General features: G+C 37.9%; 14 protein-coding genes. 10 read left to right on the forward strand and 4 right to left on the reverse strand.

Translation table 11 applies throughout. The annotated features are described in order from the left end of the window. Positions 1-41: 41 nt before the first annotated feature. From ACQV2O_RS04735 to ACQV2O_RS04760, 6 genes are all read left to right on the forward strand, one after another. A complete protein-coding gene (locus ACQV2O_RS04735; protein ID WP_428875104.1) occupies positions 42-1151 on the forward strand; it encodes an ABC transporter ATP-binding protein in 1110 nt (369 codons plus the stop codon). Then, a complete protein-coding gene (locus tag ACQV2O_RS04740; RefSeq protein WP_428873315.1) occupies positions 1138-1956 on the forward strand; it encodes an ABC transporter permease in 819 nt (272 codons plus the stop codon). The genes ACQV2O_RS04735 and ACQV2O_RS04740 overlap by 14 nt, the downstream gene beginning before the upstream one ends. Then, on the forward strand, positions 1949-2773 hold the full coding sequence (locus ACQV2O_RS04745; protein ID WP_428873316.1) for an ABC transporter permease: 825 nt from the start codon (positions 1949-1951) through the stop codon (positions 2771-2773). The genes ACQV2O_RS04740 and ACQV2O_RS04745 overlap by 8 nt, the downstream gene beginning before the upstream one ends. 2 nt (positions 2774-2775) lie before the next feature. Beyond that, on the forward strand, positions 2776-3852 hold the full coding sequence (locus ACQV2O_RS04750; protein WP_428875105.1) for an ABC transporter substrate-binding protein: 1077 nt from the start codon (positions 2776-2778) through the stop codon (positions 3850-3852). Positions 3853-3962: 110 nt separating this feature from the next. Continuing rightward, positions 3963-4352 carry a hypothetical protein gene (locus tag ACQV2O_RS04755; RefSeq protein WP_428875106.1) on the forward strand — a complete coding sequence of 130 codons (390 nt, stop codon included), beginning with the start codon at positions 3963-3965 and terminating at the stop codon, positions 4350-4352. A gap of 219 nt (positions 4353-4571) precedes the next feature. Next, positions 4572-5528, forward strand: a complete 957-nt coding sequence (locus tag ACQV2O_RS04760) for a glycosyltransferase family 2 protein (protein ID WP_428873320.1) — start codon at positions 4572-4574, stop codon at positions 5526-5528. 108 nt (positions 5529-5636) lie between these two features. Here ACQV2O_RS04760 and ACQV2O_RS04765 read toward each other — a convergent pair whose 3' ends face one another. After that, on the reverse strand, positions 5637-6314 hold the full coding sequence (locus ACQV2O_RS04765; RefSeq protein WP_428873321.1) for a CpXC domain-containing protein: 678 nt from the start codon (positions 6312-6314) through the stop codon (positions 5637-5639). A 151-nt stretch (positions 6315-6465) separates the two neighbouring features. Here ACQV2O_RS04765 and ACQV2O_RS04770 point away from each other — a divergent pair, with 151 nt between their 5' ends. Genes ACQV2O_RS04770 through ACQV2O_RS04785 form a run of 4 tightly spaced genes read left to right on the forward strand, consistent with a single transcriptional unit; the run spans position 6466 to position 9625 of the window. After that, a complete protein-coding gene (locus ACQV2O_RS04770) occupies positions 6466-7011 on the forward strand; it encodes a flavodoxin domain-containing protein (RefSeq protein ID WP_428873323.1) in 546 nt (181 codons plus the stop codon). A 17-nt stretch (positions 7012-7028) separates the two neighbouring features. After that, positions 7029-7724, forward strand: a complete 696-nt coding sequence (gene rpiA, locus ACQV2O_RS04775) for a ribose-5-phosphate isomerase RpiA (RefSeq protein WP_428875107.1) — start codon at positions 7029-7031, stop codon at positions 7722-7724. Positions 7725-7746: 22 nt separating this feature from the next. Then, positions 7747-9045 carry a pyrimidine-nucleoside phosphorylase gene (locus ACQV2O_RS04780; protein WP_428875108.1) on the forward strand — a complete coding sequence of 433 codons (1299 nt, stop codon included), beginning with the start codon at positions 7747-7749 and terminating at the stop codon, positions 9043-9045. Between the two features lie 25 nt (positions 9046-9070). Next, complete coding sequence (locus tag ACQV2O_RS04785; protein WP_428875110.1) at positions 9071-9625, forward strand: ECF transporter S component; 555 nt, start codon at positions 9071-9073, stop codon at positions 9623-9625. 98 nt (positions 9626-9723) lie between these two features. Here ACQV2O_RS04785 and ACQV2O_RS04790 read toward each other — a convergent pair whose 3' ends face one another. From ACQV2O_RS04790 to pyrF, 3 genes are read right to left on the reverse strand one after another with little or no spacing between them, the layout of a single operon-like run. Then, positions 9724-10965 (reverse strand): MFS transporter, encoded by a 1242-nt coding sequence (locus ACQV2O_RS04790; RefSeq protein ID WP_428873328.1) that lies wholly within the window; start codon positions 10963-10965, stop codon positions 9724-9726. A 52-nt stretch (positions 10966-11017) separates the two neighbouring features. Beyond that, a complete protein-coding gene (gene pyrE, locus ACQV2O_RS04795) occupies positions 11018-11671 on the reverse strand; it encodes an orotate phosphoribosyltransferase (RefSeq protein ID WP_428873329.1) in 654 nt (217 codons plus the stop codon). 9 nt (positions 11672-11680) lie between these two features. After that, the gene (pyrF, locus tag ACQV2O_RS04800; RefSeq protein WP_428875111.1) at positions 11681-12418 is read right to left on the reverse strand and encodes an orotidine-5'-phosphate decarboxylase; all 738 of its coding nucleotides are present in this window, start codon (positions 12416-12418) and stop codon (positions 11681-11683) included. Positions 12419-12684: the final 266 nt, after the last annotated feature.

The following is a 12684-nucleotide window of genomic DNA, read 5'->3' on the forward strand; positions in this document are numbered from 1 at the left end:
CGGAAGGTTTCCTTCAAAAAATACAAAAGAGGGTGTCAAGCATGAGTGAAGCATTACTAAGTGTCGAGTTAAAGAACGTTTCAAAGCACTTTGATGATCAAATGGTATTAAAAAATATTAATATGGAGTTGGAACAAGGACAGTTTTATACTTTGCTTGGACCATCAGGATGCGGTAAAACAACAATTTTAAGAATTATCGCAGGCTTTACTCAAGCAAGTGAAGGGACAGTATCGATTGAAGGAAATGAAGTAACCAACATTCCTGCTAATAAACGTAAAGTTAATACCGTTTTTCAAGATTATGCACTTTTTCCACATATGAATGTTTTTGATAATATTGCCTTTGGTTTATCTGTCAAAAATGTTGACAAACAAATCATTAAAAACAAAGTTCAAGCTGCGCTTAAGCAGGTGCGGTTAGATGGGTATGAAGAACGAAATATTAATGAAATGTCAGGTGGTCAAAAACAAAGGGTAGCGATTGCACGCGCACTGGTCAATGAGCCGGACGTTCTACTTTTAGATGAGCCCTTATCAGCTTTAGACTTAAAATTAAGAACCGATATGCAGTATGAATTACGTGAATTACAACAGCGTCTAGGGATTACTTTCGTTTTTGTCACACATGATCAAGAAGAAGCTTTAGCTATGTCTGATTGGATTTTTGTTATGGATAGAGGAGAAATTGTGCAATCGGGTACGCCTTCAGATATTTATGATGAGCCGATTAATCGATACGTTGCTGACTTTATTGGAGAATCAAATATTATTGATGCAACCATGATGGCTGATTACCGGGTTAAATTTGTCGGTCATGAATTCGATTGTGAGGATGCAGGGATTCCTAAAGGCGAAGCAGTAGAGGTTGTGATTCGACCAGAAGATGTAAAAATCACTGCTCCTAATCAGGGTCAGATTAACGCAACAGTTGATACTATGCTCTTTAGAGGGATGTTCAATGAAATTATTGCCTATGATGATGAGCAAAACGAATGGATGATTCACACAACAGAGAAGGTTGATATTGGACAAAAAATCGGTTTGCAAATTGGTCCGGATGAAATTCATGTTATGAGATTTAATGAAACAGAGGAGGAATTTGACGCTCGTTTAGAGCAATATGAGGAGGGGGAAAATGAAGAAGACTAATATTCATTTGTTGGCTATCCCCTATTATTTATGGCTAGCCATCTTTGTGATTACTCCCTTACTAGTGCTTTTTCAACGGTCATTTATAGGCATTGATGGACAATTTACCCTAGCTAACTACCAGCATTTTTTCACTTCAATGGAATATATCCGAATGACTCTGTCTTCCTTTTGGTATGCCTTTCTTGTAACTTTATTCACTTTTTTATTAGCCTACCCACTAGCTTATATTCTTTCTAAAAGCAAAAATAAAGACTTGTGGTTGATGCTGATTATTTTACCAACATGGATTAATTTATTGCTTAAAACCTATGCCTTCATAGGCATCTTAGGTAATTCGGGTCCTTTAAATAATTTCTTTGAAGCGCTTGGTTTCGGTAGACAACAGTTGCTGTTTACTGATGTTTCCTTCCTTCTAGTAGCAGCTTATATTGAGTTGCCTTTTATGTTCTTGCCGATTTTCAACTCAATCAATGAGATTCAACCCAGTCTATTAGAAGCGGCCTATGACTTGGGAGCATCTAAGATGACCATCATTCGGCGTGTGATTTTTCCTTTATCACTGAGAGGAGTGCGCTCGGGTGTCCAAGCGGTCTTCATTCCTTCTCTTTCTCTTTTCATGCTTACCCGCTTAATTGGAGGAAACCGTGTAATCACTTTAGGTACGGCTGTTGAGCAGCATTTCTTAGTTACCCAGGATTGGGGGATGGGATCAACCATCGGTGTAGTTTTAATGTTGATTATGTTCATCATTCTATTTACTACTAGGGATCGTTCTAAGGCAGGAGGTGGTCAAGATGCATAAAACTAAAAAAAGAATGGGTTCTACCCTTTATATTGCGTTTGTCTTTTTATTAATGTACGCACCTTTGATTTATTTAATGTTTTATTCCTTTAATGCTGGTGGAGACATGACTAACTTTTCTGGTTTTACGCTAGAGCATTATCAAACCCTTTTTGAAGATAAACGTCTGATGACCTTCATCTTAAACACCTTTATTATCGCTCTTTTATCCGCTTTAATTGCAACCATCATTGGCACTCTAGGAGCGATAGCTATTTATTACTATCGTTCTAATCGTAGTCGTCAAGCTATTCTTAATCTAAATTCAGTCTTAATGGTTACACCCGATGTCATGATGGGAGCTAGCTTTCTCTTGATGTTTTCATTCTTATTAAAGTTTGAATTTGGCTTCACCACTGTTTTGTTATCACATATTGCATTTAATGTGCCGATAGTGGTTTTAATGGTCTTGCCAAGACTTTATGAAATGAATCCAGCCATGATTACGGCGGCTCAAGACTTGGGAGCCAACCAGAATCAGATTCTATCAAGAATTATTTTACCTTCCATTAAAAGTGGTGTTTTAGCCGGTTACTTCATGGCTTTCACCTATTCCTTAGATGATTTTGCTGTTACTTTCTTTATAACTGGGAATGGTTTCTCAACGTTATCAGTTGAGGTATATTCACGTGCTAGAACAGGGGTAAGCTTGGAAATTAATGCGCTCTCTACTTTAATGTTCTTGTTAGCTTTACTTTTAGTCTTTGGCTATTACACGCTCAGGGTCGGAGAACAGCGAAAAGCAGCACTTAAAATGCGTCAAGCTAGAGGAGGTTAGTAATGAAAGCATTAGTAAAAGTAATGATTGCCATTCTACTTGCAGTGGCTTTGATGTTTGTTGGGCGTTACTACCTACAATCTAGTCAAGGATTAACGGGTGAGAGTAATATTGTCAATTTTTATAATTGGGGCGATTATATTGATCCTGATTTAATCGATGAGTTTGAAGAAGAAACGGGTTATGTGGTAGTTTATGAAACCTTTGATTCTAATGAGGCCATGCTCACAAAAATTCAACAAGCTGGTACCAATTATGATTTAATTGGGCCGAGTGAATACATGGTAGAAACAATGATGGAAATGGATTTATTAGAAAAAATTGATCATAAACGCTTACCTAATCTCAAACATATTGATGAAGAATTTATGGACCAGCCTTTTGATCGAGGCAATCAATATTCAGTGCCATATTTTTGGGGTACTTTAGGTATTCTTTATGATAGCAGTCAAATTGCGGAAGACGAAATTACCAGTTGGAATGACCTTTGGCGAGAAGAATATCGTAATAAGATTATGATAATTGATGGCGCCCGTGAAGTGATTGGGATTGGTCTGCAATCAGAAGGGCATTCACTTAATGAAACAGATAGTGAACTTATTGCTAAGGCCACTCAAAAGATGAAACAATTAATGCCTAATATCCTGGCTTTACTTGCAGATGAAATTAAAATGTATGCGACAATCGGAGAAGCCCCAATAGCCGTTACTTATTCAGGCGAAGCTGCCATGGCTATGTATGACAATGAAAATTTAGCCTATATGGTTCCGAAAGAAGGGTCTAACATTTGGTTTGATACCTTGGCCATTCCTAAAGGTGCAAAAAATCTCGAAGGTGCACACGCTTTAATGGATTTCTTGATGCGCCCAGATATAGCAGCTAGAAATGCTGAATATATTGGATACGCTACCCCTAATAAGGATGCCATTGATTTAATGGATCCAGAAGTAATTGCCGATCCGGCCTTTTATCCTCCGCAAGAAATTATTGATCATTTAGAAATTTATCGTAACCTTGGTCAAGAAAAATTGATCGAATATAATGATGAATATTTACGTATTAAATTAGAACCGCGCTAATTCTTTATTGAGAGTATAAATTTACATAAACTTAACAGTAAATAGGCTACAAAATTCATAATCAACGGTTAAACTTATTAAGGATTTATGATTGGAAGGGAGAGATCGTTTTGCAACTTGTTAATAAGCGGTTAACTATTAAAGATTATGAAGACCCATCAGCTTCTTTTATCATTGAACGCTTAGAGCTTCCAGCTACTATTAGTTATTTAGTGTTTGAATTCAATATCTATCTGGGGGATTATGCGATTGACTCATTAATGGCTTATGATTCACACTATAATTTAAGAATCGATATTCAAAATGTTTGTCAAGGTCGACGGATTATTCTAAGTATTGATGAGTTAGAATCAAGCAGTGGAACACGTCCAGGCATTCTTCCATCAGGTGAGTGGATCTTAGTATTTAAATTAGCGGACCCCATACCCAAGTGCGAGTGGTTGTTCGAGTATTCCATTGAAGCCAAAGAGTTGAGTCAGCCATCACTTAAAAACATCTAACTGTTCTTAGCAATTAAGATGGTTTTAATCTTTAACAATAAACTTAAACACTAATTTATTTATGGGTGTTTAAGTTTATTTTTTTGAAAGGGCACCGTGGGATCGACTGTTTTATGAAAAAATTTTAATAATAGACAGTTTGATGTGAATTTGATATATAATAATAGGACAAGTGACTTGCAAATTTAATTAGCAAGTATTAAGAAATGAGGAATCTTTTTGGTTAGAAAAAATGTAATGACTGTTGTTGTTCCTTGTTATAATGAACAAAAGACAATCCAGCCGTTTATTGAGGCAATTTTAAAAGTTCAAAAAGACCTAAAAGAAGTTGAAATTGAATTACTATTAATAGATGATGGGTCAACCGATCAAACCCTAAATGCTATTAAAGAAGTGGTTCAGCAATATCCAGACAGCATTGAATACCTATCTTTTTCACGCAATTTTGGTAAAGAAGCAGGTCTTTATGCCGGCTTGAAACACGCCAAAGGTGAGTATGTTGCAATTATGGATGCGGATTTACAAGATCCACCGATGATGTTAGTAGATATGTATCGAATGATTCTAGATCCAAATGTCGATGTGGTAGCAACCAGAAGGACTTCTAGAGAAGGCGAACCAGTTGTTCGTTCTTTTTTTGCCCGCCTTTTTTACAAATTGAATAATTTAATTTCGCGCCTTGAGTTAGCAGAAGGTACGCGAGATTATCGTTTGATGAAGGCACAAGTCGTAGATGCCGTTGTATCTATGGGTGAGTATAATCGCTTTTCAAAAGGGATTTTCTCATGGGTTGGTTTTAAAGTGAAATATTTAGAATACCCTAATATTAAACGCATTGCTGGTCAATCCTCATGGTCATTTAGAAGTTTGTTCGATTATGCTATCGATGGCTTAATTTCTTTTTCGGACTTTCCATTAACAATTGCTAGTTTCTTAGGTCTTTTCAGTATTGGCACAGCTTTGGTTTGGGGTATCTACTTACTAGTGGCTTTTTTACTTTATCAAGTAAGCGCTTCTGCGATCAGTCTCTTGGCCTTATTAATATTATTTATGGGTGGCTTTCAATTTTTATGCTTAGGTATTATTGGCAAGTACATTTCTAAAATTTTTACCGAAGATAAACGACGACCTATATATTTGGTGAGAGAAGAGAAGCTTTTTGAAGAAGATGACTAGGATAATTATTTAAAAATGAGTCTGATAATATAAAAGAACAGCCTGCACATGCTTGTGTAGGCTGTTCTTGATTTGAGTGTGTAAATTGTTGGGGAATGGTGATAAGACCTATTCTTCATCTAACATTGGCTGACCTGGTCCGGGTTGGTGATTGGCAATATTGCTTGCCCATTCATAGTCCACCATAATAAATTGCCCGAGATAATCGTTTTTTAATTCTTTAGCAAACTTATCAAGAATGAAGTCTGTAAGCGATGGATGGTAATCAACCATAAGCTGCTCATCTTCTGTAAGATAAAGGAATTTATCTTGATTATCTTTGTGAATAAAGAAGCGGTTAAGTACTTTTCGATTCGGTTCTTGTTGAGCAAATAGGCCATCTGTTAATACTTTTACAACTTCCATTACCTGATCATTAAATCCTCGATCAAAAATCTGGATTTTTTCAATCAGTTGAGGGGCTGAAGTTACAACTCTTAAATGATAATCACTAATATCAATCCCTTCCTCAGCTGTCATTAAGCTAAGACCTTTTAATATTTTTTCGCGATTTTCTTTAAAATTAGGTGCTAAATATATCAAAAGCTTGAGTTTTGGATCATGATAGAGAATTTGAGTTTCTATTTGTCTTTTGGCCCCACATTGATCGCATTCAAAGGCTAGAAGCTGACCTTCTAATAGTTGTTGTTTTAATTCGGGGTGTTTTTGACTATTGATAGCAGTTTCGATGATATGTTCCTGCTTAGCTTGGCATACTGGACACTCTAAGTGGATTGTTTGTGGCATTCAATTGCCTCCTTTATCGGATTAATAATTCTAGTATATCAAAAATGAGGAAAGATGCGAAAGAATCATTAATATAATCTTGTAAGCGATTAACACATTGTCTTAAACTGTGCTATAATAGCTAAAGTAATAGGTATAGAGGGGGGAATATATGAAAAGTTTAATTATTTATGAATCACCTTATGGATCTACCTTAATTTATGCTAGAGCCCTCCAAAGAGTCTTTGACTTTCCGATGGTAGCTTTAAGTGAGGTTGATCGAACTACTTTGAACCACTATGATTTAATTATTGTAGGCACCTTTGTTTTCTCCGGAAGGATTTTTAAGTCGACTTTGATTAATCAGTTGATGAATCGCTACCGCGAACCGAGTTGGGTCTTATTCACTGTGGGCATTTCTACCCCAAATCTTACCAACTTTACGAAACTATTAAAAGAAACCTTTACAGCTAGAGTCTATCAACAATTAGCAACCTTTCATTATCGTGGTCGAATTGCCTCTAAGCGCTTTTCTTTAATGTACTTAGCTTCCAAAAGAATGAAGCGTCAACCAGGCACTAGCCTGGATGATGTGATTTTGGGCCCCGAGGAATGGCATTTGTTGGATTATCATGGAGGAACGGCTGAAAAAGAGGATTTAAAGCAAATAGCGAATATGGTAGAGTATATACGTGAAATTGTACAATACATTGGATAATGGAGGAATCGAATAAGATGGAAGAAGCAAAAAAACGAGTGGGCAAATATGCAGCCTCTTATGTTGAAGATGGTATGGTGGTCGGATTAGGGACTGGCTCAACGGCATATTGGTTTATTGAAGAGCTAGGACGCCGTTTCCAAGCAGGAGAACTCAATAATATTTTAACAGTCTCTACTTCTGATCGCTCTTCTGAACAGGCTTTAAAATTAGGCTTACCCTTAAAAGAAATTGAAGATGTCAATCGCATCGATCTGTTAGTAGATGGAGCGGACGAAACAACTCGTCAATTCGCCGGTATTAAAGGCGGTGGTGGTGCGCTTTTGCATGAAAAAATTATTGCTGAAAACAGTGATAAGATTATTTGGATTATGGATGAGAGTAAATTAGTTAACCAATTAGGGAAATTTCCTCTTCCAGTAGAAGTAGTTCGCTTTGGCTCATGGAAAGTTTATGATGCTTTTAAAAGCGCTGGGATGAAACCAAGCTTTAGAAGAATTGAAGATGACAGGCTTTTCATTACCGATTCCGGCAATTATATCATTGACCTCCATTTAGAAGAGATTCCTAATCCCCAAGTGTTGGCAGCCGAGATTAAGTCTAAGGTTGGAGTAGTTGAGCATGGCCTTTTCTTAAATTATGCCGATATCATTCTGGTTGCCCAAGCTGATGGAGAAATTATTAAAATCGAACGTAGTGGTGAAGTAAATTAGACAATATTAAGGATGATGAAGTATGAGAATGGTAGATTTAATCCATAAAAAACAAGAAAATCAAGCATTGACCCAAGCTGAAATCCAATATATTATTAACGGATTTACTAAGGGAGAAATTCCTGATTACCAAATGGCCGCCTTGAATATGGCAGTTTACTTTAATGGTATGAATGCTAAAGAGGTTAGTTATTTGACCATGGCTATGGTTGAATCAGGCGATCAGATCGATCTCTCTGCTATCAAAGGCATCAAAGTAGATAAACATTCGACCGGAGGTGTTGGAGATACAACCACTCTAGTCCTAGCTCCCTTAGTAGCTTCTTGTGGTGTTCCGGTGGCTAAGATGTCAGGGCGTGGTTTAGGCCATACGGGCGGTACGCTGGATAAACTTGAAACAATCAAGGGCTTTAATTTTGAAATCGCTGAAGCCGCCTTTATTGCTCAAGTAAACCAACACCAAGTGGCCGTGGTCGGACAAACTGGCGATTTAACCCCAGCTGATAAAAAGCTGTATGCTTTAAGAGATGTCACTTCTACTGTCCAGTCTATTCCTTTAATTGCTTCTTCCATTATGTCTAAGAAAATTGCTTCGGGTGCTGATGCAATTGTCCTAGATGTAAAAGTAGGCGATGGCGCCTTTATGAAGACAATCGAGATGGCCGAAGAGTTGGCCAACACCATGGTTGAAATAGGCAATCATTTAGGTCGTAAAACAGTAGCCATCTTATCTAATATGGATCAGCCATTAGGCTTTGCAATTGGTAATACCTTAGAGGTCAATGAAGCTGTGGAAACCTTAAAAGGTAAAGGTCCGCAAGATCTAACGGAGCTTTGTCTGAATCTTGGAGCACAAATGCTCTTGTCTGCTGAGAAAGTAAAAAGTTTGCCAGAAGGTATTGAAATGTTGCAAGCGCAGATTGACTCAGGAGCAGCCTTAGAAAAATTCCGTGAATTTATTGAGATTCAAGGAGGAGATGCTTCATTCATTGATAATCCGGAACAATTAGGTAAAGCCAAGTATCAAATTCCGTATTTAGCTAAAAAATCAGGTGTAGTTAGTCACTGGGTAGCCGATTTAGTGGGTGAAGCAGCGATGGTTTTAGGAGCGGGTCGTGCGGTTAAAGAAGATGAAATTGATCCAGTAGTAGGCATTGTCTTAAAAGCTAAGGTAGGAGATCCTGTTCAAGAAGGAGATCCACTCGCAATCATCCATTCCAATCGGGAAGATATTGATGACTGCTTGAAGCGACTAGACCAAGCTATTCAAATCGCTGATACAGCCAAAGAATTACCTTTAATTTATAAAACAATTGATTAAAATACGCAAGAAGAAGGAAGTTACTATGTCAAATAACAAAACGTTTAAGTATGTTCAAATCGGGATTTATGCTGCTTTAATCATCGCTGCGATTACCTTTATCCGTGTCCCGATGCCATCCGCCATCTCTAATTCTTTTGTTCATCCAGGGAATGCCTTGGTGATTTTAGCAGTTTTACTAATGGGGTTCAAACGTGGTACGGCTGCTGCTTTAATAGGGCTTTTCCTCTTTGATAGCTTGAATGGTTATTTCTATGTCGTTCATTTTACCCTTTTAGAAAACCTCTTGGTTTTGATTATGGTCTCATTCATATATAATAAATTCTTCCATAAAAAGGATAGTATGAGTCATATTGTGACATTAGGAATCGTAGGAGCATTAACTAAGATTGTATTAATCTTTGGTAAGCATATTATCAATCAAATGATCTTAGGAGCCACATCTTCTGCAGCAATTGCGATGGCGATTTCAGCCATGCCAGCCAGTCTTTTTACAGGACTTGTTACAGCAATTTTAGTGCCAGTTTTATATTTCCCTTTAAAGAAAATTTTCCAACGCTATCATACAATTGGTGAGTAAATTTACCACTTGGGGTTCAGTCTTTAAGGCTGAACCTTTTTAATTGGTAAAATTTAATGGCCCTCGACGCTTTAAGTCGAGGGCTTTACTAAATTGTCTTAAACTTTAGCTGGTTCAAGTGCAGGGCTGTTTGTATGGATGGTTTGATATCTCTCTTGCTTGAGGTTTTTAATCGAAATCATAAAGCAGAAGGATATAATATATAGACTGGCTAGGAAAAACATAACTGCACGCATCGCATAGTTTTCTAAAATCATTCCAATGATGAGAGAAGAGAAACCACCGATTGCACGACCAACATTTAAAATGATGTTATTAGCTACTGCTCTGACTTGAAGGGGGTATAAGCGCGTAACCATAGCGCCATAGCCGGCAAACATTCCATTAACAAAGAAGCCCATTAAAGCACCGCCAAGTAAAAGGCTTAAGGCAGAATGGACATAAGTAAAAGCGAAAACCGAGATAGCTGATAGGATGAGGAAAATGCCATAAACTAAACGTGGACCAAACATATCTAGAAAATAACCGAAGACTAACATACCGATCGACATTCCTACAATAGTAGTAATCATCCAAAGGTTAGAGTTACCCAGGCTGATCCCTAATTTACCTTGCATCATAGTTGGTAACCAGTTCATCATTCCAAAGTAACCAGCAATTTGAACAGAAGTCATCACCATTAAAGCAATGGTTTGATGGGCTAGAGCAGGTGTTTTGAAGAGGTCAGAGATTTTACCTGCTTGTTGACGGTCGACTTTCTGGCTACCACGATCAGTGATTTGATCTTCTTTAATCATAAAGTGCATGTAAGCCACTAAGATTAACGGCAGAACACCTAGAGCGAAAAGTCCTCTCCAACCAAAGACGGGTGCAATTAAGCTGGCTAAAACAGCGGATGTAATCGAACCGATTTGTCCCATGACACCATTCAGTGAGGAGATACGACCCATTTTGTTGCTTGGTACAATACCCGCCATGATTGCTAAGGCAACACCGTACTCACCACCAACTCCAATACCAGCTAAGAAGCGTAAAGCTAAAAGGCTATTGATGCTTTGACTAAAGAAGATAAGGGCTGTGGCTACAGAAAAAATTGCGACGGTCCATTTTAATACTTTATATTTGTTATAGCGGTCTGCTAAGACCCCAAAGACAAGTCCCCCAAACAGCATTCCGAAGTTAGTAATGGTTCCAATCCAACCGGCTTGAGTAGAGGAAATATTCAAATCAGCAATAATAGAGGATAGGGAAAAGGCCAAAAACATCACATTGACATCATCTAAACCAGAGGCAATCATTGAAGTAATGAGGGCACGACGATCATAATTTATAGTTTTCATAACAACTCTCCTTAATAAAAGTTCACGGACTTTTTTAATTAATATTTTGACTTTAGTTAAAAGCTTGACTCCAAGCTTGAGGATCTTTGTACCAATTGGCTAAGCTTTGCTTATGACTTGCAAAATCAGGTTTTTGGGTAACCGTATCGATCAGAGTGGCATAATCACTCAAGGTGACTAGCGGGAAAGATTCTTTAGCAAAATTTTGACGACCGGCATCTAATAAGTAATTAAAGATAGCTAGGGCCCCAATCACTTGACCACCAGCATTTTGAACGGCGTGAGCCGCTTTAATGACGCTCCCACCGGTTGAAATCAAGTCTTCAATCATTAGGACTTTTTGTCCTGGATTTAAGTGGCCTTCAATTTGATTGTGCATGCCGTGTCCTTTAGGACTAGACCGCACATAAATCATTGGTAAGTTTAATTCTTGTGCCAAGAAAGCAGCGTGAGGAATACCAGCAGTAGCTGTACCCGCGATCACTTCGACCTGTGCAAAGTTTTCTTTAACGGCTGCTACCATAGCTTCAATTAAAAGCTGCCGGCTTTGCGGATGGCTAATAATTAGGCGGTTATCACAATAAATGGGTGATTTTAAACCGCTTGACCAGGTAAAAGGGGGATCTAAGCTGATTTTAACTGCTTCAATATCCAAGAGGATATTAGCAATCTTTTCTTTACTGCTGGTTTGATGAACGTTTTCCATGATGACCTCCTATTTTAATAATTTTTGTGCTTCAGCTATTTTTTCAACTATGTCCATGTAAGCCGCTTTTGGATTATCTGCCTGGGTAATTGGACGACCAATCACGAGATAATCACTGAGATTTTTAACAGCAGTTTGGACATCAGCGATACGGTGCTGGTCATCCGTACGTTTTATCGTTTGTGGGCGTATTCCTGGTGTAATCGTTAGGAAGTTAGTATGAGTGACCTCTTTGATCGCCTTAGCTTCATGGGGTGAGCAAACTACACCGTCAAGGCCTGCTTGGTGACTTAATTTGGCATAGTGTAAGGTTGAAGTTTCTAAACCGGCAGTAATCAGTTGTTCTTCTTCCACTTGTTGGTTAGAAGTAGAAGTCAGTTGAGTGACTGCAATCAAAAGGGGTTCTTTTTGACCAGAAGGTGTCCCTTGTATCAGACCTTCTTTGGCTGCTTCCATCATTTTAAGTCCACCTGCCGCATGGACATTAACCATGGCTACACCCAATTGAGCGAGAATTCGCATGGATCTCATCACGGTGTTAGGGATGTCATGGAGTTTAAGGTCAAGAAAAACAGCATGACCCTGACTGGAAATGGTTTCTAAAAGTTGAGGGCCTCCCAAATAGAAAACTTCCATGCCTATTTTTATATTATGGGGACCTTGGGGTAAAAGCTTTAAAAAGTCTAAGATTTCTTGATCACTGGCAAAATCAAGCGCAATAATGGGTAGTTGAGGATTGAGTTCCATAAAGTCCACCTTTCTAATAAAAAACGCCTAACCACATATTCGGTTAGGCATAAAAGATATATCCATAAAAGCATGCCCAAAGGCATACTCAGGGTGTGGATCTTCTTTCATGCTTCTCTGAACATGTTTAAAGCGATCGTTTCAAATTGTTAAGAGTATAAAATGAATCAAAGGAATTGTCAATAGGAAAATAAACATTAAAAAAATTATGTGTTAAACGTAAATGATAATGTCTCAAGAGAACACAAATCAAAATGTCCCACTAT

Origin of the sequence: Facklamia sp. P13055, assembly GCF_050409445.1 — a bacterium.
Classification (GTDB): domain Bacteria; phylum Bacillota; class Bacilli; order Lactobacillales; family Aerococcaceae; genus Facklamia.